Origin of the sequence: Paenibacillus pabuli NBRC 13638 (assembly GCF_001514495.1) — a bacterium.
GTDB lineage: Bacteria > Bacillota > Bacilli > Paenibacillales > Paenibacillaceae > Paenibacillus > Paenibacillus pabuli.
This window is the reverse complement of record NZ_BCNM01000027.1, coordinates 16,075-42,825: the sequence shown is the minus strand read 5'-3', so window position 1 is coordinate 42,825 and position 26,751 is coordinate 16,075. Positions and strand designations below refer to the sequence as shown.

Annotated in this window: 22 protein-coding genes; 7 read left to right on the top strand and 15 right to left on the bottom strand. The window is 47.0% G+C overall.

The window, feature by feature from the left end:
• Positions 1-32 precede the first annotated feature (32 nt).
• The 5 genes from PPA03S_RS27840 to PPA03S_RS27820 all read right to left on the bottom strand — a co-directional run bounded on the left by PPA03S_RS27840 (position 33) and on the right by PPA03S_RS27820 (position 8,948).
• Positions 33-1,130: a diacylglycerol kinase catalytic domain-containing protein gene (locus PPA03S_RS27840; protein ID WP_062328470.1), complete on the bottom strand. Its 1,098-nt coding sequence runs from the start codon at positions 1,128-1,130 to the stop codon at positions 33-35.
• Positions 1,127-2,167: an SPFH domain-containing protein gene (locus PPA03S_RS27835; RefSeq protein WP_062328467.1), complete on the bottom strand. Its 1,041-nt coding sequence runs from the start codon at positions 2,165-2,167 to the stop codon at positions 1,127-1,129. The genes PPA03S_RS27840 and PPA03S_RS27835 overlap by 4 nt, the downstream gene beginning before the upstream one ends.
• A 235-nt stretch (positions 2,168-2,402) precedes the next feature.
• A complete protein-coding gene (locus PPA03S_RS27830) occupies positions 2,403-3,389 on the bottom strand; it encodes an iron-hydroxamate ABC transporter substrate-binding protein (protein WP_062328464.1) in 987 nt (328 codons plus the stop codon).
• Positions 3,390-3,542: 153 nt separating this feature from the next.
• Positions 3,543-7,907 carry a glycosyl hydrolase 53 family protein gene (locus PPA03S_RS27825; protein ID WP_062328462.1) on the bottom strand — a complete coding sequence of 1,455 codons (4,365 nt, stop codon included), beginning with the start codon at positions 7,905-7,907 and terminating at the stop codon, positions 3,543-3,545.
• A 315-nt stretch (positions 7,908-8,222) separates the two neighbouring features.
• Positions 8,223-8,948, bottom strand: coding sequence for a YceI family protein (locus tag PPA03S_RS27820; protein ID WP_062328459.1), 726 nt, complete (start codon positions 8,946-8,948; stop codon positions 8,223-8,225).
• Positions 8,949-9,140: 192 nt separating this feature from the next.
• Here PPA03S_RS27820 and PPA03S_RS27815 point away from each other — a divergent pair, with 192 nt between their 5' ends.
• Both PPA03S_RS27815 and PPA03S_RS27810 read left to right on the top strand, forming a co-directional pair.
• Complete coding sequence (locus tag PPA03S_RS27815; protein WP_062328456.1) at positions 9,141-9,827, top strand: response regulator transcription factor; 687 nt, start codon at positions 9,141-9,143, stop codon at positions 9,825-9,827.
• The gene (locus tag PPA03S_RS27810) at positions 9,812-11,275 is read left to right on the top strand and encodes a HAMP domain-containing sensor histidine kinase (RefSeq protein WP_062328453.1); all 1,464 of its coding nucleotides are present in this window, start codon (positions 9,812-9,814) and stop codon (positions 11,273-11,275) included. The genes PPA03S_RS27815 and PPA03S_RS27810 overlap by 16 nt, the downstream gene beginning before the upstream one ends.
• Positions 11,276-11,455: 180 nt before the next feature.
• Here PPA03S_RS27810 and PPA03S_RS27805 read toward each other — a convergent pair whose 3' ends face one another.
• Positions 11,456-12,268 (bottom strand): AAA family ATPase, encoded by an 813-nt coding sequence (locus PPA03S_RS27805; protein ID WP_062328449.1) that lies wholly within the window; start codon positions 12,266-12,268, stop codon positions 11,456-11,458.
• Positions 12,269-12,607: 339 nt separating this feature from the next.
• On the opposite strand from PPA03S_RS27805, the gene PPA03S_RS32585 reads away from it, so the two are divergent.
• Both PPA03S_RS32585 and PPA03S_RS27800 read left to right on the top strand, forming a co-directional pair.
• On the top strand, positions 12,608-12,760 hold the full coding sequence (locus PPA03S_RS32585; RefSeq protein WP_082704337.1) for a DUF1540 domain-containing protein: 153 nt from the start codon (positions 12,608-12,610) through the stop codon (positions 12,758-12,760).
• A gap of 203 nt (positions 12,761-12,963) precedes the next feature.
• Positions 12,964-14,421: a 4-hydroxyphenylacetate 3-hydroxylase family protein gene (locus PPA03S_RS27800; RefSeq protein WP_062328446.1), complete on the top strand. Its 1,458-nt coding sequence runs from the start codon at positions 12,964-12,966 to the stop codon at positions 14,419-14,421.
• A gap of 22 nt (positions 14,422-14,443) precedes the next feature.
• Here the strand turns inward: PPA03S_RS27800 and PPA03S_RS27795 are convergent, their stop codons facing one another.
• From PPA03S_RS27795 to PPA03S_RS27785, 3 genes are read right to left on the bottom strand one after another with little or no spacing between them, the layout of a single operon-like run.
• Positions 14,444-15,010 carry a nitroreductase family protein gene (locus tag PPA03S_RS27795; RefSeq protein WP_062328444.1) on the bottom strand — a complete coding sequence of 189 codons (567 nt, stop codon included), beginning with the start codon at positions 15,008-15,010 and terminating at the stop codon, positions 14,444-14,446.
• Positions 15,011-15,059: 49 nt separating this feature from the next.
• Positions 15,060-15,863 (bottom strand): hypothetical protein, encoded by an 804-nt coding sequence (locus PPA03S_RS27790; RefSeq protein WP_062328439.1) that lies wholly within the window; start codon positions 15,861-15,863, stop codon positions 15,060-15,062.
• Between the two features lie 5 nt (positions 15,864-15,868).
• Positions 15,869-16,321 (bottom strand): flavodoxin, encoded by a 453-nt coding sequence (locus PPA03S_RS27785; RefSeq protein WP_062328437.1) that lies wholly within the window; start codon positions 16,319-16,321, stop codon positions 15,869-15,871.
• A 261-nt stretch (positions 16,322-16,582) separates the two neighbouring features.
• On the opposite strand from PPA03S_RS27785, the gene PPA03S_RS27780 reads away from it, so the two are divergent.
• Complete coding sequence (locus PPA03S_RS27780) at positions 16,583-17,446, top strand: class I SAM-dependent methyltransferase (RefSeq protein ID WP_024630567.1); 864 nt, start codon at positions 16,583-16,585, stop codon at positions 17,444-17,446.
• Positions 17,447-17,448: 2 nt separating this feature from the next.
• Complete coding sequence (locus PPA03S_RS27775) at positions 17,449-18,171, top strand: RluA family pseudouridine synthase (RefSeq protein WP_062328434.1); 723 nt, start codon at positions 17,449-17,451, stop codon at positions 18,169-18,171.
• Between the two features lie 94 nt (positions 18,172-18,265).
• On the opposite strand, the gene PPA03S_RS27770 is transcribed toward PPA03S_RS27775, so the two are convergent.
• On the bottom strand, positions 18,266-18,673 hold the full coding sequence (locus PPA03S_RS27770; RefSeq protein WP_062328431.1) for a YjdF family protein: 408 nt from the start codon (positions 18,671-18,673) through the stop codon (positions 18,266-18,268).
• Positions 18,674-18,967: 294 nt separating this feature from the next.
• Between PPA03S_RS27770 and PPA03S_RS27765 the strand changes: the two genes are divergently transcribed.
• Positions 18,968-19,312, top strand: coding sequence for an MGMT family protein (locus tag PPA03S_RS27765; protein WP_062328429.1), 345 nt, complete (start codon positions 18,968-18,970; stop codon positions 19,310-19,312).
• 114 nt (positions 19,313-19,426) lie between these two features.
• Here PPA03S_RS27765 and PPA03S_RS27760 read toward each other — a convergent pair whose 3' ends face one another.
• The 5 genes from PPA03S_RS27760 to parE form a co-directional block, all read right to left on the bottom strand.
• Positions 19,427-20,938, bottom strand: coding sequence for a DHA2 family efflux MFS transporter permease subunit (locus tag PPA03S_RS27760; RefSeq protein ID WP_062328426.1), 1,512 nt, complete (start codon positions 20,936-20,938; stop codon positions 19,427-19,429).
• On the bottom strand, positions 20,935-21,381 hold the full coding sequence (locus PPA03S_RS27755; RefSeq protein WP_062328423.1) for a MarR family winged helix-turn-helix transcriptional regulator: 447 nt from the start codon (positions 21,379-21,381) through the stop codon (positions 20,935-20,937). Before PPA03S_RS27755 ends, PPA03S_RS27760 begins: the two co-directional genes overlap by 4 nt.
• A gap of 232 nt (positions 21,382-21,613) precedes the next feature.
• Positions 21,614-22,051, bottom strand: coding sequence for a MarR family winged helix-turn-helix transcriptional regulator (locus tag PPA03S_RS27750; protein WP_062328420.1), 438 nt, complete (start codon positions 22,049-22,051; stop codon positions 21,614-21,616).
• 230 nt (positions 22,052-22,281) lie between these two features.
• Entirely contained in the window at positions 22,282-24,744 is a 2,463-nt protein-coding gene (gyrA, locus tag PPA03S_RS27745; RefSeq protein WP_062328417.1) for a DNA gyrase subunit A, read from the bottom strand.
• 12 nt (positions 24,745-24,756) lie between these two features.
• Positions 24,757-26,736 carry a DNA topoisomerase IV subunit B gene (gene parE, locus PPA03S_RS27740; RefSeq protein WP_062328414.1) on the bottom strand — a complete coding sequence of 660 codons (1,980 nt, stop codon included), beginning with the start codon at positions 26,734-26,736 and terminating at the stop codon, positions 24,757-24,759.
• Positions 26,737-26,751 lie beyond the last annotated feature (15 nt).

The following is a 26,751-nucleotide window of genomic DNA, read 5'->3' as shown; positions in this document are numbered from 1 at the left end:
ATTCTAGTCAAAAACGGTTTGGAAATAAAGGGTCAGACCACCAATCGTCCACGTTTCTCCGCCAAGCCAATCGTTGCTTCCACCCCGGAATTAAATTCGAGGAAGTCCTGTTCTACCCCGTCGCTGAAAATAACACCATCCTCCGGCATCTGGGATACGATCCGTAAAGGTTGTTTTGGATGAATCTGTCCAAACACCAGATTGGCCCCCGTCGTCCGGCTGGGAAAGGGTTCACGTACCGTAAAGTATAGAAACGGTGCATTCCAACTGAATTGATTCAGATCATTCATGTCTCCCTGGGCGGAAGTGGCTGCAGGGCGATTCGTTTCTGACTGCCTTTCCCGCTGAATATTCGCGTCAGCATTGAAATGGTTTTCGCCTTGCTTCCAGGCACTCTGTCCATGGATGAGCTGCCATGCTTCTGAGCCCACGACTCCGGCGGCGCCTGTTAACACACTTTTAAACCACCCCGTGGACCCCATTCCGGTAGATACAATTACACCACTGGAGGATTGCTGCTCTACGGAGGAACCCAAACGAACCTCATAACGGGCGGAGACATGCGTCTTCCGGCCAATGAACAGATCGTTAACGCCATACAGATATTGCCCATCGTTCAGCTCGACTTTTGCCAGAGTCACCTCTTTCAGGGAGCGCCGTTTACGAATAACATCGGGAATAATGAAGCTTAGATCCTCCACGGTAAATGGCAGCAGGACGCCATCCCATCGCATCGGATCGGGATTCACACCAATGAGCGGCTGCTCGGTTACATACTTGAGTGTATTGGCAACAAGACCATCCTGTCCGATCACCACCACAATGTCCTGTGCTCCAAAGATAAAGTTGGGCACATGCTCGCGATCAATCGTCTGAACCCGGCCCAACGGGCTGAGCTGCTGCTGGGCCTGCTGCACGGCATGATGATAACGTCTGTCTTCCTCCAGATAATCACTAAAGTCTGCTCCCAGACGTTCAATATAGAATTGGGCTTGCTGGACCGTATTATACCGTACTACCAATTCTTCCAGCCTTGTTCTGCGTTTGACCAGAATCAGCTTGTTTTCGGTCATTCGCTCTTCTGCAACAGGGTGTGACGCTATCGGTTTGCTTGCCTTACCCCGTCTCATCGTGCACGACCTCCTTGCTCTCTTGCCTGAGGAGTCATCAGTCCTTGCAGCAGATCGGGCGAGATGTTCAACTGTCCAATCTTCCCGGCGTTCTCGGCCAGTTCCTGGAACGCAAGGGCAATCAGTTTATCTGAATTCATGCCCATGTTGGCCATCGCTTGCAGCACATTCGGCTCTACATTCTGTAATGAATTCATTACAGCAGCAATTTCATACGCTTTCGCATCAGCTTCGGCATTGTGATTGGCGATCGTCAATTCAATAAGCTGCCGCTTCCGTTCCTCCATCGCTGTATTGAACTGGAGCTGCTCCTGTTCCATCTCATTCTGCTTCTGTTTCACCGAGCGTTCGGCATGCAATTGGGTTTCCCGAATTTGTTGTTTCTTCGTCTCAACGGCAATTTCCGTATTCAATTCGTTCTCCTTCACTCTGCGCTCCTGTTCAATGGAAGCATTGCGACGTACATACAGTGCCTCGTCGGCCTGACGCAAAATTTCTTCCCGCGCCTGTGCTTCCAATGCACGCATGGTCTCTTTATTAGGCAGTATGGCGAGGATGGACAGACTCATTAGCTCTACGCCCAGTTTCTCCAGTTCTTCACTCTGCACCACTTCCCGCTTCATGCTGCTTGCCAGCCGTTCACTGGATTGAATGGCTTCCTTCAGCGGCATTTGTTCCAGGTGTTTTTTGGTTAGCACTTTGGCGGTTGTAATTACACGCTGATCCAGCTTGCCAGGGTCATCGGAGATGTATCTGTTTTTACGCAAATTGTACGTGTAATTCAAGCTTTGGGTGATTTTCATATAATCGACAATGCGATAGCTCAGCTGACCCTGAACGGTAACCGTCTGATAATCGGCTGTTATTTCTTCGAACATGAACGGCACATCTACCGAAGATACGGGCAAAACCACGACCGACGTTGTCGGCTCATAATAATAGAAGGATAAACCGACACCTTGACGCTGCACCTGACCATTCTTCACTTTCATTACATATTCACTGGGCTGAAACTTCACGAATCGGAATCCAAACATGGCTCATTCCCCATTTCTTAATAATGTCATTATGATATTATCGAAATGATAACAAACAAATTTGATATTGTCAATATGACATTAACGTATTTCTTTTTTACTTTTCACATCAAAAAACCCGCCCCAGGCCGAAGCCCAAGACAGGTTCATTTTCTATGGAAATAGTCAGTAATGACTACTCCTAAGGGTTAGACGTTAATTTAACATTAACCGTAACCATGTTGTTGCTCATTATTTATTTGCCTGGTTCAGCACTCTTCGTGATCAGATCAACAAACAAATCAATCTGGGCTGTAATCGCAATCGGATCATATCGATAGAATGTGTCAAAATCATTCTCGAAGAATCGGTGATTCTTGACCGCATCCAGACCATTCCATACGTTGGACTGTTTGAAATCCTTCAATGCATCTCCCTTTTTCTCGGGATCGTACACGGTCATGAACATATAATCCGCTGCATATTCAGGCAGTACTTCCAATGATAATTGAGCAGTTTGATTATCATTGCTCACTTTGTTTGGCATTTTCAATTTCAAAGCGTTATAGACGGCTTGCCCACCTCGGCCAGCATTATCACCAAACGTCCATAGGTCACCTTTGTCTGTCAACTCGTACAAACCAACGGTTGTATTTTCGTCCACGATGCCTTTCAGCTTCTCGCGTCCCTCAGTCGCCTTTTTCTCATACTCGGCAATGAACGCCTTCGCCTGCTCCGGTTGACCGATCAAATCACCAAACAGCTCAACTGTCTTGTAGATATCTGTCGCTGGGCCATATGGGATATGTACGGTTGGCGCAATTTTGGACAGTTCCTCGTAGTTATCATCATACATCACAACAATCAAGTCAGGCTGTAATTCCAGCGTCTTTTCCACGTTAACCGGATAACCCACGTCTGCGGTATCTTTTAGCTTGTCCTTAATGAACGGATTGTCAAAAGCACTTGGCTCCACGCCAATCAGGTTACCTCCTACAGACAGGATTTCACCTCCGTAGTAATCGGTCACGATGCGCTTCGGATGTGCAGGAATGGTGATCTTCCCTTTATCCGTCTCATAATCACGTGTTTCACTATCCGTTGATTCATTCTGAGCTGAATCCGTTCCAGTGGATTCCTGATTCTCAGTCGTCTGTCCTGATCCGCAGCCCGCAAGAACAAGCGTAAGTATAATGAATAACGTGCAAATGGACAGAATTGATTTGGATTTAAAATTAAACATGACGTCCCCCTATAATTCAATGCTTTATATGATAATGGTAATCATTATCATTTGAATCATAGCAGAATTGGCCCCTTACTGTCTACCATTTATGTTGAATAAACAAACATAAAGATCGAGCCAGCAAGACCCGATCCCTATATCTGTAAACTTTTAGAATGAATAGATCTGCTCCATCATTCTGGCTACCGCAACTGCTCCCTGTGCACGGTTGGCATTCAATTTCGGCGCAAATGTGCCATCAGCCATCCCTTTAAGCAATCCTAGATCCTGCATCGCTGCAACAGCTTGCTTAGCATATTGAGCGATATCTGCGTTGTCCTTAAATCCGCTACTGCTGGATGATGAATCAACCGTTGCACCGGCGTTCTTCTTCATTGCCCGGATTGCACGGTTTAACATCACCGCCATATCCTCGCGGGTAATACGTTCATTTGCTGCGAACGATCCATCTGCTCGGCCTTGCACAATCCCCATCTCCAGACCAAGACGGACGGAATCGGAATACCATTGCTCCTTCTTCACATCCATTGGATATGAAGCCGATATATCCTCCGGCAAGCGTGATCCTCCAATTCCCTTCATGATCATTTGCAAAAATTGTGCTCGGGTCAGTTCGCCTTGCGGACTGAACTCGCTATCTGTCATGCCTGAAATGATTCCTTTGCCATACAGATTCCGAACCTCTTTTAAGGCCCAGGGATAGGATTGCAAGTCATTCAAGGGCACCTGCACTTCCGTAATCATGAATTGACCTGATTGAAGTGGCTTGAACGCCAGACTTTTAGTCACTTCATCATATTGAGTAAAGGTTACCGGTTTCATTTCACCATTGGACAGAAGTGAGTATACTGCCGTCACTGCATCTTTGGCATTTGAATTTGTTACGTTCGATATCGCAATTTCAATGGATCTGTCCGCCCACTGAAGCGGCTTCCCGTTCAACAGCAGATCAAGGCTGACTACGGTCTGGTTTCCGCTGCTTACCTTTTGTGCTTCTGACAGATGATTGGCGGGGCCTTCGGCCAATGTAACATCAAATGCAGCTCCTTCTTCACTACGAGCATCCTTCAATAAACTTAATGGGATGCGGACAGATGTCTGCTTCATGGTCAGTTCCAGCGACTGTAATGCCTGAGTACGTGCCCATTCCTGAAGTTGATTTGCATTGAGCTGGAAGGTCACAGCTTTTGTATCCTTGGGAACATCTGCAAGCAAGGTTAGCTGCTTGCTCCCTGGTTCCATTCCTTTAATCATTTGAGACAACTGCTTTATATCAGGTTGAATCACATAGTTACCTTTTCCAGTGTTTTTGCCTTTGAAACGAATGGAATCCCCCTCTCCTGGATTACCGGATTCAACAGGCGGCGTAACAGGAGGAGTCCCAGGATTCTGCGATGATCCCGGTGTTGAGGGTTGATCAGGTTGACTAGGCTGCGATGGCAGACCCGGGGTCGCCTCTCGCCCTACAAGCTGACTAACCGCCTCTTTCAAAGCGCTATCCGCAGCACTGATTTCCTGTGAACTTGCTTCTGCATCATTGATAAGCACGCGGGCAAACGACAATGCCTGTGCAAAACCATTCCAGCTGGCGTCCGTGTAATCCCTTTGATGCAGATTCTTTGCAGAATTCACAGTAGTCTCCAGCGTAGATTTGTCCGCAGGGAACACCCCGTACGCTTCAAAATCCATAAAGCCTACCCAATCGGAACCTGCTGTTATGGTAAGACGAATATAACGCGCCTCCGTGCCTGCGGGCAGGATATGCCTTGGACTGGTGGATACAACCACATCACTTGTTGTATCCACGACTTTCACAAAGTTCTCGTTGTCGTTGGATACTTCGATCTTGTATTTGATGCCACCACTCCACATGGACATTTCCAGCTTGCGGATCACTGCAGTTGCTCCCAGGTCCACTTGCCACCAGCTGCCGACACTTTGATCAGTTCCCCATGAAGTATTGGGATTGCTGTCGATTGCACCCCCAGGCGAGTTGGCTTCTCCGCCACCTGTACCTGCGCTGCTTGATGCGGTCGCTGTTTTACCTGTCGTTAATGCCTCCAGCAAAACAAGGTTGTTATTCGCTTTTTGAAGTGTAGTCAGCGCCCCTTGTACTTCGGTCTGAACGGCGTTCTGTTTGTCTCTCACCATTATTGCCGATAACAATGCCGATTGTAGGTTTGCCCAGCTCCGTTGGGTAAATGACGATTCAGTCAATTGTTGCATTTCACCGATGAACTGTGTTAGCTCGGTTTTGTCTACATTGGACAAACCATGAATTGCGGCTTCCACTTGTTTTGCAGCCATATTTACCTCAGTCTGGGTGGCTCTTGGATCGCCCATGACCTGTTCTGCACGCCCTAGAGCCTTGGTCAGTACAGCCCATGTTGCAGCAGACCAGTCTGCTTGCTTATATGTTTTGGCTTCGGCGATAATCTCATGAAGTGTGTCCCGATTCGCAGCTATAACATCCATCTGCTGCATAACCGTATTCAGCGCCAACGTCGCCGCATCCGTATCCTGTTGTGTCACACCATCAGATGTATAAGCGAGTTTGTACGTATTCTCGGCTGCCTCAATGACAGGAGCGAGTGTGATCCAGCTTTCAGGTGTAAAATCACTGGATTCAAGCGCCTGTGCACGCGTAATGGCTGCCGACAACTCTTTCCGATCTGCGGGCAGAACGTTCAGGCCACGTTTATACACATCCAGCGATGGCAGTGCCCGACCTTCATAAGAGTAGCCGCCATTAGCCGGATATTCGTCATAATGGAACATGGCATGATTCTCCCATGCGTCTCCCTCGGAAGCAATCCAGCCTACATTGGCTGCAATCCATGCAGGCTCCCAATAGAAGAAACCCGCTCCCTTCTGATCCGGAACTTGTGAGATCATGTCCATAATGCCAGCAATCGCATCATATTGTCCCTGTACGGTTGCCGGGAAGGTAGCACCTCCCACATTCAGCGTTTCCGGACTGCCAATAATATTGCCATGAGCGTCCCCGTTTTTATACGAGAAAGGATAGGACGTCTCTGCAATAATGACTTCCTTTCCATATTTCGCAGATACTTCATTCATCGTTTTGCGCACATCTGCGAAGGTTCCGTGCCAGAATGGATAATAGGAAAGGCCGATAATATCATACTCCAAATGACGTTTCTGCAATTCACCGAAATACCAGTCAAACGTATCCGCCTTGCCCCCTTCAGCCAGATGGATCATAATCTGAACCTCTTTTCCGCCAGGAACCGCGCGAACACCATCTACACCGCTCTGAAGCAAGGCAACGTTATCATCAAAATCAAATTTACTGTTCAATCCGTTTAACACACCGCTGTTGATTTCGTTACCGATCTGTACCATGTCGGGCATCGCGTCCGCATCCTTCATCTCGCCTACCACTTCACGCGTGTAATCATACACCGCCGTCTTCAGGTCTTCGAACGAGAGATTTTCCCAAGTCTTGGGACGAAGCTGTTGACCCGGATGTGCCCATTCATCGGAATAATGGAAGTCGAGCAGGATCTTCATACCTTTCGCCTTTACCCGCTGGGCCAGACGAATTACATCATCCTTGTCATTATATCCATTGGATTTTTGTGGATCATTCCACAGACGAAGCCGCACATAGTTCACGCCGCGGTCTTTGAGAATATCAAGCAGATCGCGTTTTGCCCCATTACTGTCCAGATAATAACCTCCATTATCCTCAATGGCTGTTAACGTGGAAATATCCACCCCTCTGACAAAATCACTGCGGTATCCTTCTACCGTAACGGTAGCTTCCGGCTGCACCTGCGTCCCATATACATCACCTGTAACGGTAAATTGGCCTGCCGATGCATATTGTGAAGGCTCAATTTCCTTCCAAATAACCGGGACAAGGCCCGATTTCCCGTCTATGTAATGTGCCTTGACTTCCACTGGCAGAACAGGTGCAGTACGACTTACCGTAGATACGTGGACTGCATCATATTCCACGATATCTGCCGGATTACGTACCTCTTCCTCTCCCCAGATTTGAAACTCAGAAATGCCAGGCCAGTAGTCTGGTCCCGCATAATAAGGAATTGTGACCTTTACATACTGTACTGCGTCGGCCTGAAAATCGAGATTGGCTAAACTCTGAGCCGTTTCATTGGACGTTTGATCCGCTACCGGTGCCCAGCTCGTACCGTCAGCAGAAACTTCGACAAGAAATTTTACAACCTTGTCCGCATCCTTCCATGTCAATTCAGCTCCAGATAACTGGTATGAACCTCCCAGATCGACCATCAACCAGTGTGGCTGGTCAACTATAGAAGGGCTATCCGCACTCCACTTCGTATCCCCCTTACCATCCACTGCGTTCTCTTTATTGCCTCCCCACTTTAGATCTTCCTTACTGACCGTAACCGCCTTGTTCAGTGCAATGTTTGTTTTCTCTGCTGCTGCAGCTGGTCGAACGATCAATCCCAGATCGCAGAACAACATTAATAATACGAGACAGCCGCTTATGTATTTCTTGTGCACGCTTGATCTCCCCCTTATCGTGTTTGATTAAACTTGAATCCATAGATGTGGTAAATCATTATCATTGTAAGCGCTTTATGTTGGTCGGGGACACGGTATTATCCCAAGTAAACAGCAGTTATTTTAACAATCGTCTGGTAATTCCTTGCTCGCCGCGGATCGTTTCCCATTGTTAACATAAAAAATCTGCCCCTTCCGCCATACAGGCAGAATGGAACAGATTTAGGCTTGTAACTATGTACATAAACATTGGATTCTGCGTCAACATCGCTGGAATGTAACCCAATGTTGGGTTAGCCTTATGTGCTCAAATACTTACTTGCTGAGCTTCAGCTCCAACCGTACCTGAATATCATTCTCGGCTGAAAGAACAACAGAGTGCGGATTTTTCAAACCAAAATCTTCAAAGGTAACCATCGTTGTACCCGACAATAATACCTGATTATTTTCATAGGCCGCTTTTACGTCAAACGTAACCTCTTTCTCGATTCCTTTTAAAGTAATCGTTCCGTTCATTTTGAATTCCGTTGTCTGCCCTTCAGTCCATTCCTTGTTCACACCTTCAAAGGAAACAGCTTGAAAGGTGGCTTGAGGATAGGTGCTAACATCGAAGAAATCAGCTCCTTTTATATGACCATCACGCTGACTGTTCCCTGAATCAATGCCGCTTAATTGGATCTGTCCATCCGCTTTCATCCGGGAAGTGTCATCCACATGAATGGCCCAATTTCCACTCACCTGCTCGTCCGCAAAATTAACCGTTTCCTGGGAAGTGGTTACCGAGAAATAGACTTTCGAACCTTCGCTGATGCTCCAGTCTCCATTCAGTTGCTCTGCTCCAACAGTTTCTTTGGATACACTTGTCCCACTCCCGCTGTCCGATCCGGTTACCGTTGTGGAAGCTGCAGTACTCGCAGGAAGCACTTGTTCAATCTCAACGTTATTCCCCAGATAACTGTTCGTGAGGTAATAACCTCCGCCCCCCAAAATGACGACTGCTGCGGCACCTGAAATGATCCATGTTTTTGTTTTTTTGTTCATCTCTATTCTCCTCCAAATGGATAACAGTATAAGTTGGTTATTCATCAGCATCTTAACAGTCCAATGTGTCAGGATGACGTCAAGAAATGACGTATAACGCATTTTTTTCTGAAAATAACTGCGTCATTGGCAAGGGTCTCCCGCTCATGTAAAATCAGTACACAAGCTTCTGAAGTGAAAGGAGACTCCTTCTTGAAATCCATACTCATCGTCGAAGATGAACAAGCTATTGCCCGCGTGCTGGCTGCCTATCTTCGAAAAGCAGGATTTGTCGTTCGTCATGCAGCGGATGGACCAACTGCTCTTACTCTATTTGATTCAGATGTCCCCTCCCTGGTCTTGTTGGATGTGATGCTGCCTGGCATGGACGGTTGGGATCTGCTGCGAATGATTCGTGAAAAAAGTGCTTGTCCTGTCATCATGCTAACCGCATTGGATGATATTCAGGACCGTCTGAACGGTCTGAATGCCGGCGCTGACGATTATATGAGCAAACCCTTTGTCCCGGAGGAAGTTGTGGCCCGGGTTAATGCAGTGCTTCGCCGCAATCCACACTGGACCGCTGGTGGTGAAGGCAAACGTTACTTTGGCAATCTGGTCATTGATCTGGCTGCCAAACAGGTGCTTTTGAACGGCGCCGAGGTTGCACTGACACCACGGGATTTGTCTCTGCTCCTGTTTCTGTCGGAATATCCCAACCGCACATTTACCCGGGAGCATCTCATTGAACAGGTTTGGGGCATGGACTATGACGGAAGTGACCGGGCTGTCGATCTTTCGATCAAAAGACTGCGCCAGGCGCTTTCCCATTGGGTAACGGAAGCGGGGGAAATCCGGACTTTACGCGGAATGGGGTATCAATTTTGGATCGCCAACTAAAACGAAATAAACCCAAGCGTAAAACATCCATCCTTTCCTATTGGACGCTTCAATATTTTCTAATTCTCTGCATCGGCTTCACTATTATTGTTGCAGGTGCCCTCTACTGGATCAGAACCACTTCCATTGAGAAAAGTCTCAAAACAGCTCAGCTGTTAGGTTTCGAAATTGCTGAGAAGGTAACTGGAGCTGACAACAAACTGCATATCCCTCCTGATCTCGACAGACTGGTGGACAAGCGTGTCAAACTTTTCAATACAGATAACTATTTTTGCATAATGGTGCTCGATAATAATAATCAATTGATCTATTCCAAGCCGAAAATGACGCAGGAAGATGTGTATTACAGATTGTCAGATGACCTGCACGAACCACGAAACAAGAAATTTGCCGGGGTGACCGTTAACATCACAGATGACAATCTGACGTTGGGTAAGGTGTGGGTCATGCAATCCAAAAAATCCATTACGTACAATCCGGAAGCGATGCTGGTGGTGTGCCTAATATTTGGCGCATTAATCCTGTGTGGATGGTTTACCATCTACCTCCTGTCACGGAAACTCTCCAAACCTATTCGCCAGGTCGCCCACGCCGCAGAGCAGATTCGAAACGGAAACTATGAAGTCAATCTGGATCTGAATACACGAGAGCGGGAGATGAATGAGCTGGTTGTTTCCTTCCGGGAGATGTCCATTCGTTTGCAGCAGCTGGAGGAATGGCGTGCCCTGTCTCTGGCAGGGGTATCCCATGAATTGAAAACACCCGTCACTTCCATTAAAGGACTCGTGATGGCCGTTCGGGATGATATCGTTAATCCGCAGGAAGGAAAGGAATTTCTGGACATTGCACTGAAAGAATCCGAACGCATGGAACGGATGGTCGCTGATCTGCTGGATTACAATGCGATGAGTGCGGGCAGTGTTGCTGTGCGTAATGAACGCATTGATCTGAATCTGTTGGTGGGTGAAATTATTTATCAGTGGAAAATTGCATATGAGAACCAGTCTCCCGAGATTGAACTGCATACACCTTCGGGTACACTCTATACCATTGGTGATACGCTTCGGATTCAGCAAATCATCGTTAATCTGCTAAATAACGGCATACAGGCGACAGCCTCTGATCAAGCTGCGGTCTTTCATATTCATTTGCGGGCCGAGGAAGAAAAAGTGTTCATTGACGTTCAGGACAACGGTACAGGGATTATTATGGAAGATCAGCCCAATGTCTTTGAACGTTTCTATCGCGGTGAGATCAAGAAACGTCATACTCGCGGACTTGGCCTCGGTCTGACCTACAGCCAGCTGCTGGCTCGTGCTCAAGGCGGGGAATTGTCCCTCACCTCCAGCAGCCCAGAAGGTAGTCTTTTTACCTTGACGCTGCCGCGCTGGTCAGCCCCGGATAAACCTGGGAAAGAGTCATCTTACCGTATTGCTGCTAACGCTTAGTATGGTGCTTGCAGGTGTTCAATGCGTGATTCCATTCCTATCTCCAATGAACCAACTTAGCCAAAGAACCAAACAGTGAAAGAGTCAAAGAGTCAACAACTTCCGTGATGCAGCATGAAACTTCAAATAGCCCGGTCTCCTTTTAAGGATTATCGGGCTATTTCCTGTCGTTTCCCCAAGTTAAGGGGTCAGAACACGCGGCATATATTCTGCATAAGCGTCATTGATGAATTGCTTGTGCAGCGGACTACTTGCAATGATGGCTTTTCTCTTAGACTTTAGAATAATCTGCTCTACATCCGCATAACTGCATCCAGCCAGAAGTTCACACATGTATTCTTTCAGGCGGATCTCCTGCTCAAACGGACCAACCAGTTTGTTAATATATCGTTTACGACTGGATTCATCCGGCATACCATAGGTCATTTTTGTGTCAAACCGCCGCCATATTGCATGGTCCAGCTGGGTCTCCAGATTCGTAGCAGCAACCAGAATACTATTTCCTTCGAATTCGTCCAGACATTGCAACAATGTGTTTACGACGCGAGCCATCTCTTTGACCTCGTCATTGCTTTCACGTGTACGCCCAACGGCATCAAATTCGTCGAGAAAAAGCACACAGGGATTGACACGCGCATATTCGAACAATTTACGCACGTTGCTGCCTGTCTCCCCAAGATGGCTGTGAATAATTGCGTCAAGCCTTACAAGCACTAACGGAAGCTGAAGTCTGTAGGCAAGATGGGAAGCTGTTAACGTTTTACCTGTACCGGGAGGACCAAACATGACCAGTTTATTCGGCATCGGTACGTCATGAGCTGCAAATTGCTCTTTCATACCGAGAATGGTTATGAATTCCTCAATGATCCTTTCATTTTTAGCTGACAATACGATATGCTGGGCCTTGTGTCCGCACTCTTTGGGTGAATAAAAAGCGGCCATATCAATACCTTTGGCTCGGGGGATCCTATTTATGTGGTTGATTTTGCTCATTGTTGATCGTTCTCCTTTTTCTATGTTCAAGCGTCTTTCGGACGTAAGCTGGGACATGCACTTTTTTAATCGTAATTATTACTATTAAACAATAACATAATACGGCCTTTTTGCAAAGTTTCACAGGAGCTGTCCATTAATTCAATCCAGGTGAATCCAATTTGTTGCAGGAAGCAGTAAAATTTGCTATTCTAAACATGCATCGTTGTGTATAACGCAAAAAAGCCCTCTGTTTCTCGAGAGAGCGCAACATTTTCCGGATCATCAAGCGGCAACTTGTATTCCGGATTTTCTTTTATACCAACGAATGTAATTCCAATTAAAGTGAGGTTAACAATCATGGCAAAAGACGTATTATGTGAAGTTAATTCCTGTCGTCACTGGGCTGAAGAAAACAAATGCAATGCATCATCAATCTACATCGTGAGCCACAGTTCCAAACCAGTGAATGAGTCCGCTGAAACGGATTGCAAAACTTTTGAAGTGAAATAAAAATGAATTGTGGTACCCAGTTAAAGGAGCCCTAGCCGGTTCCTTTTTCTTTTTGTATTGTAACAAGAATGATAATTATTATCAAGCTCTTTTATATAAAATTCGTATTCATTTCTCCCCATGCACAATGGACTGCCTAGTTACGTACACTACGAGAGCAGTCAAACTGCCCATGAACGATTCAATCCAAGAGGTGAGTAACGATGCCCGCTAAAAGTGGCAAACAGTATATTGAACGTATCGATGCCCAGACTGTCCCCTGCTGGTACAAAGGTGAACTGGTTACCGGAAAACGATCTGAACATTTTGCGTTTGCAGGTTTGATGGAAACACAAGCGAAGTTGTACGATCTTCAGTCCGATCCACATTTAATCGATACGATGACTTATGCATCTCCTGCTGACGGAAAACCAGTAGGTATGTCCTTTCTGCCTCCAACCCGTGTGGATGACTTGCGCAGACGCCGAGAAGCAATGAATATTTGGTCAGGGACTCACCATGGTTTTTTGGGACGATCACCCGATTATATGAACACAGCACTTATGGCCTTGTATACTGGGGCAGATATTCTTGAAGAAATATCACCACAATACGCCGAAAATTTGAGAAACTACTATGCCTACTGCCGGGATAATGATATTACCCTCTCCCACGCCTTTATCCAGCCCCATGCCAGTAAAATTTCCGGACAATTGGACGCGACCGAAGATGCCATTGCCGCCAAAGTGGTTGATCGCACTGAAGAAGGTCTGATCATCAATGGTGCATTCATGATGGCCACTCAGGCTGCTACGTCAGACGAAATCCTGGTGTATCCTTCCCCTTCACCTGCACCGTTCGACGATGAAAATCCGTTCGCCTTTGCCTTTGCTGTACCGAATGACTTGCCTGGAATTAGCCTGATCTGCCGGGATACCTACGCAGCCGAATCTAATTTCAACTATCCACTCAGTTCCAGATATGAAGAGATGGACAACATCGTCATTTTTGATCATGTGCTTGTTCCTCATGAACGGATATTCTTCGCCGGTAATGAGGAAATGTCTGGCCGCCTCTTTAGCGGAAGCCATTTTCACATTCACGCAGGACATCAGGTCATATGCCGGTATATTGCCAAAACGGAATTTGTTCTGGGTACCATTCAGTTACTTGCCGACACGCTCGACCAAGCTGCTGAAACGCATGTGATAGAGAAAACAGCCAGGGTGCTCGCCGGTCTTGAAACGTTAAAAGCACTGGCTCTGGCAGCAGAAGCCGGTGCTATAGCAGATGGACGGGGATTTATAATACCTGCGCCTAAACCGTTAATGGCAGCAAACCTTTTATTTCCCAAACTGTATCCTGAGATGATCGAAATCTTACAACTCTTGGGTTCCAGTGGTGTAATTATGGTGCCTCAGGAAGAAGAATTCCGCTCCGATATCGCGCCGCAACTGGATACGTACCTGAGAGGAACCGACATGGTATCTCAGGAACGCACAGCATTGTTCCGTCTGATCTGGGAGCTTGGAGCAGGATCATTCGGGGGGAGACAGACCCAGTTTGAACGGTTCTTTTTCGGCAATTCGATCACCGTGTCGAACCGGATGTACTCCGCCAGCTCCGCTGATTATTCTTACCGTCAGCTTGTTCGAGATTTTATTACGAACACTGGCAAATAGCAATGAATGGTTATCTCATCCTTTAGACCAGATGGTCGTACACCGTCATCAGTTCAGAGGCTGGTCTGCTTGCATCGATATTCCGAAGGGCAGGCTGGTCTCCGTAACCGATGTGGAATACACCTATTACCATTTCCTCACTGGTTAAACCCATCAAATTCATGAACACGGGATGCTGTTGATAATCATTAATCTTCCAAACGGCATGGAGGCCATATTCTGCTGCCAGGATACCAAAACGTTTGCTCCAGGCTTTTGCAGGCAATATATGGTCCTCTCTGGCACTTGAAGGAGCTACGACAACCAGATGCGCTGGGATAGCCTCTGTATATTGATATGTAGCCCAATCCCCGTACCGATCTGCCAAATGTGGTGGGTAACTCTGCCTAACCGCCTCCAGATATAGCTGACGTCCTTCACTTGCAAACAACATAAACCGCCAAGGCTCTGAACTCATCACATATAAAGATGGATCGGCTTCATCCAGCAACCTTCTTATAACCGACTGTGGTACGGGCAATGGGCTGAATCTACAAGTTCCTGTATGTTTCTTGCCGCTTGCAGCATCTTGTCTCAAACCGGTAGACATGGCTCTTCACTCCTTAATGTGCGAGATATACCACAACATCCCTGGCTACTTACATCAACCAGTTTTTTTTCGGTTCGATTTCACTTCTCCAACGATCAACCTCTTCATGCACTCTGGCTTTGTCCCGAACTGTAAATTGATCTGAGTCCACCTTCTGCGCGTTCGGTATGCTATCCCGAATCAGTTGAATATAATCCATTGAACGAACAAGCGATTGACGTCCAGGGATATATCGAATCTTGCGGCCTTCGAGCAAACAATAAATTTCGATCATGCCCGGCAGCTTGCCAAATGCTTCCCAGCAGAACACGCTCACCAGATGCTGGAACGCTTCAACGACATTCGGATCATGGACAACCATATATTTTTGAATAAGCAGTGAATCCCAGCCCTCTGGCTGCCAAGCCGCCTGGAGGATCATGGACAGATGCATCGACAGGGAAGGAAGTTCCGTTCGCCATTGTTCAAACAGAATGGTCGGGTGCTTCAGATCATCGTTCATCGCAATGGCAAGCGATAATTCATCCGTAATTTTGTTTTTCACATCCCAGTAATGAAGTATCGATTCGAAGCCCGTTGCCTTTCTGGGCCACCACTTTTCGAGCAGATACTGGACAGGCACCTCTTTGCGCACTTCTGGGTCCAAACTGTAAAAAGCGTTAACTGCATGGCTTACTGCATATTGCACACGGTGTCTCCATTGCAGCGAAGAGTGCTGCTGTGCCTCCGGTTCCGGGCGGATGAACCGATGCGGGCTGCGCAGCATCTCTTCCAGTCTGTAATCTTCAAGCAGCCGTTCGGGGACGTCTGATACTCCCGGCTGCATAGCTCCCTGAGCATGATGTCTTAACATGAGTTCTAGGACACCTGTAATCCGGCAGCAGCGAAACGTTTGCCAAAATCACGGCATGTATCCTTCTCCTGCTCCATCGGGCTGTATTCAATCTTCAGCATCTCTGGAAATACCTCCGCCCCACGTTCCACCAGCTTCGCAGCCGCGAGATCAACAGCACCGCAATACTGCTCGTAAGAAGTATCCCCGCTTCCGAACACCGCAGCCCGTTTGCCACTCAGATCAAGCTCATCCAGCTCTTCGTAAAAATCGAGAAATTCATCCGGCAGTTCTCCGTCTCCCCACGTGTATACTCCAATGAGAAATCCGTCATAATCAAGCACATCCGAGGCATTACAATCCGTGACGGACTTGAGATCCACTTCATGCCCACCTTGTGTAATACCTTCCACAATCAACTCCGCAATCTCTTCCGTATTTCCCGTCAAACTTGCATAAGCCACTAACCATTTAGCCATCTATTTTTCCCTCACTTTTTATGAATCAAGTCATACTGTTCCTGAAGAAGTAACATTTGAATTTATCCAAATCATAAGTGATAATGATTATCATTGTCAAATTAAATTTCACTTGTATTCCATTTCAGTATATGGGGATGAAGCAAATTCAACACCTTGAAAGGCACTTCACCCTTTCAGGCGCCCACCACAACTGGCGTACAGGCCCTTTTTTGTTGTACAATAGTATCCAAATGACTTTTGAAGGATGGATAAATCATTATGTACGTAGCAAAGAACTGGAAGGACTATGAAGTAATTGATACAGGAGGCGGCGAAAAGCTGGAACGTTGGGGCGATGTCATTTTGCGCAGACCCGACCCACAGATTATTTGGCCCCTTGAAAAGGAAACCAATGAATGGCGCCAGGTGCACGGCCATTATCACCGCAGTTCTTCGGGCGGCGGCAGCTGGGATATGAAAAAACCGATTCCGGAACGCTGGACCATTGGATACGAAAACCTGAAATTTCATATTAAACCAACCAGCTTCAAGCATACCGGTCTGTTCCCTGAACAAGCGGCCAACTGGAGCTGGATGATGGATAAAATTGCCGGAGCAGGCCGTCCCATCTCTGTACTGAACCTGTTTGCGTATACAGGCGGCGCAACCGTTGCTGCTGCTTATGCCGGAGCTTCCGTTGTCCACGTGGATGCGGCTAAAGGCATGGTACAATGGGCCAAAGAAAATGTTCAGTTATCTGGACTTGCGGATCGCCCTGTTCGTTTCATTACAGATGATGTATTCAAATTCGTACAGCGCGAACAACGTCGCGGCAATCGGTATGACGCGATTATTATGGACCCTCCTTCCTATGGCCGGGGACCTAATGGAGAGACATGGAAGCTGGAAGAGAACCTCTACCCTTTCCTGAAATCGTGTATGGAAATTTTGTCGGATAACCCATTATTCATGCTGGTCAATTCCTATACAACGGGTATTTCTTCTACCGTTCTGCGCAACATGCTGACCATGACGATGTCTGCCCAATACGGCGGTCAAATTACAGCTGGTGAAATTGGTCTTCCCATTACCCGTAGTGGTCTGGATCTGCCATGCGGCATCTTGGGCCGCTGGGAGTCCTAATTATGTCTGAGCATTTGCAAGGAACCGGTGATATTCCAATTCTGTTTGAGGACAATCACCTGTTGGGCATCACGAAACCGGTCAATGTACCTACCCAGGAAGATGCATCAGGGGATCCAGATTTGCTTACACTGCTGAAACAGGATTTGAAAGAGCGGTATAACAAACCTGGCAACGTTTATCTCGGATTAGTACATCGTCTTGACCGCCCCGTTGGTGGTGCGATGATTTTTGCCAAAACATCAAAGGCTGCATCCAGATTATCCGAGACGGTTCGGGGACGTCATTTCCGCAAAATATATGCAGCTGTTGTCCACGGCAAACTGCCAGCACAACAAGGAACGTTAAAACATACGCTGCTGAAAGATGCGCGTACCAATACCGTGACCGTTGTTCCAAAAGGTACAGCTGGTGGTAAAGACGCTGTGTTGGATTATCGGGTCATCGGCGAAACCGACCGTTACAGTCTGGTTCACATCGAGCTGCATACAGGAAGATCTCATCAGATTCGGGTCCAAATGAAAGAAATCGGCTGCCCGCTGTTCGGAGACCAGAAATACGGGACAGGTGTGAATAAGCCGGGACAACAGATTGCCCTCTGGTCTGTGATCGCTGCTTTTCCTCACCCGGTAACCAAGGAAGAGGTTACGCTGAGATCGCTGCCTCCACGCGAATTTCCATGGGCCGAGTGGCCAGTGGATATATACGAACAGGCATTTCGATAACCTGAAAGTTCGAATTCGTTAGCTCGATAAAAAGTGCCAACCAGGATTAACATCGGTTGGCACTTTTTTTGTTATAAGAATTCGTTTAAATGAATCATTTTCCACGATGCTTGCGTTTGGCTTTGGCCACACGCAGTTCGCGCTGAAGTTCGGCTTCACGTTCACGAACTTCTTTTGTTCTAGTTTTACGTTCCTTTTTCCGGAGTTCCAGTTCCAATCGCATGACTTCCTCGGCTTTGGTTCCTGCACCCCTGCCCTTCATCTGTTTGGCAGCAAGTCGAATCATACGCTTAGGGTTAATTCTTCTTTGCTGTTCATTCGTGGTATTATCGGCCACAGGATTAACATTTTCCAATAGAGGTAATGCACGGTCACGAATAAACTCTAGTACTTCCTCATCTTTCGGCTCTTTGCCAAAGACATAACGGCATACCCGGGTACATCGTTCATCTTCCAAAACCCCCAGCCAGAACTGTCCATCAAAATAAACGGTTAATTTCATGATATTACTCCCCTCTGAATGTTACGAGAACGAAGGACATCCCGAGGGGGAAGGTCACTGATATATCCTTCTCTATGATCAAGAAAGAATACGCCCGGACTACCAACCGGACCGTGTTTTTACGCTCTCATCCTTTACTATACAATAAAATACACATAAAGTGCAGTTCCCCATATAACATAGATAAAAATCAAGTTGTTAAAGCAGCTGCTATGTTAAACTGAATAGTAACATTCATAGACCGTTTAAGTGCTGGATGCACATTCAGACGGTGAAAAAAAGGGGCAAATACGGATGACACCTTTTACCAAACAAGTTGTGGCAATCATTGCAGCGATCCCGGAAGGCAAAGTCATGACCTACGGTCAGATTGCTGCGCACGCCGGAAGTCCACGGGCCGCCAGACAGGTTGTACGCATCCTTCACTCGATGAGCCGCAAGGAACGGCTTCCCTGGCACCGTGTCGTCAATGCCAAAGGCCAGATCTCCATTCCCGACGAACACTCTCGGTTGATGCAAGAGACGGAGCTTATTAGCGAAGGTGTTGAATTTCAGATGGATGGCAGCATCGACCTCAGACTCTTCGGCCATGATCCTGGTCCTGCCTTCCTCCTTGATCCATTATCCGATGAAAGATAAAGCCCAAAAGAGGCATTACAACAAAAGAGAGTCCAAGCAGTGTAATCTGCCTGAACTCTCTTTTGTATATATAAAGCCTTTATTGGATGAATAATAACTGTAATCTAGGTTAATTTAAGCTGTTGCATTCACTTTTTGTTGCTCCGTTGTGACAGGTTCAGTAGCCGGTTTGGTTTTACGGATAAAGAACGCCAGCAGTAAAGCAACAATAGTCATCGCAGTCGCTACGATAAATGCATAGTTTACACCGTAGATGGTTGCATCTGCGGTAGCACGCATCATTGCAGCCTTATCATCTGCAGCAATTTGGCCTGTAGCCAGTGTATCAGCCAAATGGGATTTCAGCTTACTGCTCATAATTGTAACCAGAATCGCTGTACCAATCGCACCCGCAACGGTACGCAGTGTGTTGGACATTGCAGTACCATGCGCATTCAGACGCTGTGGCAGCTGATTCAGACCCGCCGTTTGAATAGGCATCATCAACATCGACATACCGAACATACGGGCTGTGTAGATAAACATCATGTAGCCATAAGTCGTGTCGATCGACAGGCGGCTAAGCCCCCAAGTGGTGATGGCCGTAATCGCAAGACCGGCAACGGACAACCAGCGCGCTCCAACTTTATCAAAGATGCGACCAGTGATTGGGGACATAATCCCCATCAGAATGGCACCCGGCATCATCAGCAAACCCGATTCGATTGGTGAGAATCCACGAATATTTTGCAGGAAAATCGGAAGCAAAATCATACCGGCGAACATCGCCATCGTAACGAGCATGTTAATGATCGTTGTTAATGTATACATGTTGTATTTGAAAATACGGAACTCTAAAAGCGGATGATCGGTTGTCATCTGTCTAATTACGAACAAAATCAGGGATATGGCCCCTACGACCAGACAAGCAATTACAATTGCACTGCCCCATCCGTCTGTACCCGCATCACTGAAGCCGTACAATAAGCTACCAAAACCGAGTGTGGATAGAATAACACCTGGATAGTCCAGTTTAGGTTTGGATTGACGTGTTACATTTTTGACAAAGGCAATACCAATTGCAGTTGCAATAACCGAGAATGGCAAAATGATATAGAACAACAGTCTCCATGAATAATGCTCAACCACATAACCTGAAAGTGTCGGTCCAATGGCTGGAGCCAGAATCATCGCAATCCCCATCGTACCCATGGCCTGACCACGCTTCTCAATTGGGAAGATCGTCAAGAACACAACAGTCATCAGAGGCATCAGGATACCTGCGCCTGCCGCTTGAATAACACGACCTACCATCAGGATACCAAAGGTCGGACTAAGTCCACAGACCAGCGTCCCTATTGTAAAGAGGGACATGGCTGTAATAAAAATTTGACGAGTGGAGAATTTGGCGATCAGATAAGCCGTAACCGGAATCAACACACCATTGACAAGCATATAACCGGTAGTCAGCCACTGAGCTTTATTCGCTCCGATGTTGAGGTCTTCCATAATTTTCGGAAGAGCTACGTTCATCAACGTTTGATTCAGGAAGGCAACAAATGCACCGATTAACAGTGCGGCCACAATCGGGCCTTTCTTAATATTGTCCATCGCTGAGGATGGCGCTGCTGCTGCAGTAGTACTCATTGGTTGTTCATCTCTCTTCCTTCTAACTTTTCAATCATCTGATTATGAATTCTTAGCAGGTGCTCAAGGTCTTCCTTCGGGATATCCAGAATGGGTGAAACTCGTTTCATCCACAAGTGGTGTGTTTCCTGCTGAGCCTGTTCCCCTTTGTCCGTAATCTGAAGCTTTACGGATCGGCGATCAGAGTCGGAACGCGTACGAACTATGTACTCACCTTTGACCAGACGCTCCACCACAGCGCTCATGGAACTGCTGCCCATATGACAGAGCTCAGCCACTTCGTTGATCCCGATTGAGGGGCGCTCCTTCAAAATGGATAACACCATGAATTGAATCGAAGTGAGCTCAATTTCCCTGTTTTCATTCCAGAACGCCCGGAAGAGCATTTGATTTACCTGCCGAAACGAATTGATAATGTAGAATACTTCGTATGTGTCAGACATTAATTCACCCTTTTTACTTATGGAATATAATATTTCGTACACGAAATATCAGGGGAACAATTATTTATTATAACAAAAATAATTACATAGTCAACTCTTTACATATAAATTTTTAGAATTTATTCTTAGTGACTCAAAGGAGGCAAAACGTTTAACTATATACAAATAAAATAACCATAGTCCTCCTGCATGATTCAGCAAGAATTCCATGGTTATTATGAGTTCAACGTAGTTAAGATGTTGATAAAGCAGGCTCTTTGGTTTTTGGTGTTGTCATTTTGCCCAGCAAATAGACCAGCAGCTGTTGGTTATGCATTGAAATGTTGCTGAGAACCGAATTCATAAATTCATTCCGGATGGTGATCCCCCGTTCGGTCTCCATTCTTCCCTTGTCGGACAGCGATACCCATACAATGCGCCGATCCTGATCATCCCGATCCCTGCGAATCAGACCGTTTTTCTCCATGCGATCCAACAGCATCGTTACTGCTGCGGGAGTTGTGGCCAAGAAAGGAATCAGGTCGGATGGTTTCATCTTCTCATGGTCCTCAAGAACCTCCAGTACAGCCAACTGAGCCTCCGTTAACGAGGGGGCCAACTCATGATCCATATGAAGCTTGTAGTCCTTGGTCAACCTCGACCAGCACTTGGCAAATTCGGAATTATACATCTTGCATCGCTCCTCTCTGCAACCGGTTATCACTTCACCTGCTTAAGTTTTCGCCCTTCAAAGCCGCATTCCTGCTGCCTTTTTTCAATTTCCCAGCGATCGACCGTAATCGACGAAGGTTGTTAAACTTTGCATCGAGCGCCTCTTTTAATCCGCGTTTGAACAACAAAAAAAGACTTTCCGCACGACAGGATCAGCCTGTACTGCGAAAAGCCTTATGTTGACGTTTCTTAAGAAGATGAACCTGTCTCATTCTCGTTAAAATCCGTTAGCAGTTCCACGATTTCATCCTGTTTGTCTACATGAACGAGCAATTTACCGATATGCTTCCGTTCCGTAATAGGCACGCCTTCGGAAGAGATCTGATGTGATTGTCCTTCTTTGGTCATCACCATTACATTCCGTTGTTCCCGACAATAAAATGCGCCAGCAATGCGGCTGCCGTTCGGTTTCACCCGTTTGCCTTCCTTGAATTCAAAGGTTGCCAGCCCCTTGCCGCCACGACTTTGCAGAGCGTAATCCAGCAACAACGAGCGTTTGCCGTAACCCAGGTCAGACAATACAGCAACCTCGCCTTCATCGCCTTCCACCCATAGAACAGATACAATTTCATCCGTCTCTTTTAACTGAATACCACGTACGCCTCCAGACACACGTCCCATCGGATTCACCTCATCCTCACGGAATCGGATGGCCATAGCTTCTTTGGTGATCAACAGGATATCCTTGCCTCCTGTGCTTAAATGAACGGATAATACCTCATCATCCTTGCCCACTTTGCAGGCTGCCACTGCACCGGAACGCTTGGTGACGTATTCTTTCAGCTCGGTACGTTTAACCTGTCCTTTTCGGGTGACGAAAACCAGACTGTGATCCGGTTCTTCAAAAGATTTAACGGCAAGTACACTTGAGATGCGATCATCCTTCGCCAGAGGAATGACGTTAACGATCGCTGTTCCCGGATCTTTCCACTTGAATTCCGGTACCTGGTGGACGGGCAACAGGAAATACTGCCCTTTCTTCGTAAATACCAGCAGATTCTCCAGCGTGTTCACTTCAAGGACCTGGGCAATATAATCGCCATCCTTCACGCCACTTGCATTACGCTCCCCGCCAGATCTTGTAAATGACTGCATCCCAGTACGTTTAATGTATCCTTCTTTGGACAAGGTAACAAATACATCTTCCGCGTTGACCAGCACTTCCAGATTGACCTTGAGTTCTTCCACTTCGCCCTGAATGGCTGAGCGGCGGTCTATTCCATATTTCTCACGTATCTCCATCAATTCTTTGCGGATAACCCCGATCAGCTTGCGATCGCTATCCAGGATGGCGCGTAATTGTGTAATCTTTTTCATCAGTTCGCCGAGTTCCTTCTCCAGAGAATTAATCTCCAGATTGGTCAACCGGTATAATTGCAAAGTCAGAATGGAATCTGCCTGACGTTCCGAGAATCCGAACATCCACATCAGGTTATTTTGAGCATCCTGACGGTTTTTCGACGCTTTGATGGCCGCGATGACCTCGTCGAGGATGTTAAGGGCCTTTACCAGGCCTTCCAATACATGCGCACGGTCCTCCGCCTTCTCCAGCTCAAAGCGGGTACGGAAAGTTACAACTTCACGCTGATGGGCAATATAAGCCTCGAGGATTGATTTCAATCCTAATTGCTGAGGAGCTTTATTCACAATTGCAACCATGTTGAAGTTGTAAGTGACCTGCAGGTCGGTTTTCTTCAGCAAATATGCCAAAATGCCTTGAGCATCCGCTTCTTTTTTCAGCTCAACCACGATCCGCAGGCCTTCACGCCCACTTTCATCCCGGACTTCGGCAATCCCTTCCACCTTTTTCTCAAGCCGAATGTTTTCCATCGCCGTAACCAGACGGGATTTCACGACCTGATAAGGGATTTCCGTAATAACGATCTGCTGTTTGCCGCCGCGCATATTCTCGATATCGGTTTTGGACCGGATATAGATCCGTCCTTTGCCTGTTCGATAGGCATCCAGAATTCCATCGCCGCCCATAATTAACCCACCTGTTGGAAAATCGGGGCCCTTCATGAACATCATGATCTCGTCCAGCTCGATGGATGGCTTCTCCATTACAGCGATACAGGCATCTATGGTTTCACGCAAATTGTGAGGAGGAATCTCCGTTGCAAATCCGGAGGATATTCCGCTCACACCGTTAACGAGCAGATTGGGATAACGGGATGGCAATACAACTGGTTCTTTGGCCGTATTATCAAAGTTATCTTTAAACAAAACGGTCCGTTTCTCGATATCGCGAAGCATCTCCATCGCGATGGGCGACAACCGTGCCTCTGTATAACGCATCGCCGCAGCCGGATCATCATCCTGTGATCCCCAGTTACCATGACCGTCCACGAGCATATGACCCATTTTCCATGGCTGTGCCATCCGCACCATACCATCATAGATGGAGGAATCCCCGTGAGGATGATAGTTACCCATAACATCCCCAACCGTTTTGGCTGATTTCCGATACGGTTTCTCCGGAGTATTACCCGAATCGTACATGGCGTATAGAATACGCCGCTGCACTGGCTTCAAACCATCCCGAACATCGGGTATGGCCCGGTCCTGAATAATGTATTTGGAGTAGCGACCGAAACGGTCACCCACGACCTCTTCGAGAAAGGCCGGCATAAATTGTTCTGATAAACTCATTCCAAGCACCTTCTATTCTTCGTACTCTGTAAAGTCGACGTTCTCTACAATCCAGCGTTTGCGCGGATCAACCTTATCACCCATAAGCGTAGATACTCGACGCTCCGCTTTCGCTGCATCAACGATCTGTACCTTGAGTAATGCACGTGTTTCCGGATTCATTGTAGTCTCCCACAGTTGATCCGGATTCATCTCGCCAAGTCCTTTATAACGTTGAAGCTCCACATTGTTTCCAAATTCTTTCATGTAGTTCGCCAGTTCTTCATCAGTCCAGGCATAACGTACACTAGCCATTTTGCCTGACTTGCGTGTGAGTTTGTATAATGGCGGCTGAGCGATATATATTTTGCCTGCATCAATTAGCGGTTTCATATAGCGGTAGAAGAAAGTCAGCAACAATACCTGTATATGTGCGCCATCCGTGTCGGCATCCGTCATAATGATGATTTTGGAATAATTGCTGTCTTCAACTGCAAATTCGGTTCCAATACCTGCTCCGATTGCGGATGTAATAGCACGATATTCTTCATTTTTGAGGATATCTGCCAATTTCGCTTTTTCCGGATTGAGCGGTTTACCCTTAAGCGGGAGGATCGCCTGGATCTTGGAATCACGTCCCTGTTTGGCTGAGCCACCTGCGGAATCCCCTTCGACGATAAACAGTTCATTCCGGGTAAAATCCTTGGATTGTGCCGGGGTCAGTTTGCCGTTCAGATTGGAGCTTTCACTTCGTTTTTTACCGGTCCGCATCTCATCCCGTGCTTTTCGTGCAGCTTCTCTGGCTCTGGAGGCCTGAACGGCTTTGCGAATTAACGTTTGCGCAACCTGCGGGTTTTCTTCCAAAAACCGCTGGATATTCTCGGACACGACAGAATCCACGGCACTTCGCGCGGAAGCGCTACCGAGTTGATCCTTCGTTTGTCCTACGAATTCAACTTCCGACATTTTGACACTGATAACCGCCATCATGCCTTCACGCAGATCATTACCTTCAAGGTTCTTGTCTTTCTCTTTAATCATGCTGGTACGCCGTGCGTAGTCATTCATCACACGTGTATAAGCCGCTCTGAATCCGGTCTCATGTGTACCTCCGCCCCTAGTGGGAATCGAGTTCACGAACGACGCCAGCGTTTCCGTATAACCCGCGTTATACTGGATCGCTACTTCGACCTCAATATCATCCTTCTCCGCATAGAAGTGAATGACATCATGAAGCACATCTTTATTTTCGTTAAGAAAAGCAACAAACTGGCTTGCTCCGCCTTCGTACATGTACTCATCCTGATTGCCTGAACGTTCGTCCTTGAGTACAATTCTCAGACCCGAATTCAGAAAAGCAATCTCCTGAAGACGTTCTGCCAGTGTATCATAATTCAATTGAATCCCGTTCTGGAACACCCGAATATCCGGTTTAAACGTAACTTTCGTACCCGTCCGATTGGTATTACCCAATACTTCAAGGCCAGATACCGGTTCTCCGACATGTTCAACGCCTTTTTTGTCCTGCCAATATTCGAAACGTTGACGATGTATCTTGCCATCACGGAAAATCTCGACTTCAAGCCATTCGGACAATGCGTTCGTAACTGACGCACCTACACCGTGCAAACCGCCGGATTTTTTATATCCTGATCCACCGAACTTTCCGCCTGCGTGCAAAATCGTAAACACGACCTGGGGAGTAGGAATCCCTGTTTTATGTATGCCTGTCGGAATTCCCCTTCCGTTATCCTGAACCGTAACAGAACCGTCCTTATGCAGCGTGATATCGATTTTGGAGCAGAATTTGGCGAGATGTTCGTCGACAGCGTTATCCACGATTTCCCATACCAAATGATGTAGACCCGAAGTACTGGTGCTGCCGATGTACATCCCCGGCCGTTTCCGTACCGCTACCAGTCCTTCAAGTACTTGAATGTCGTCCGCGTCGTAGCCTGAAGACCCTTGTCCTCCGCCTGTCGAACCTGCCGACATATCGATTTGCTCGACCATTCATGCTCCCCCTTC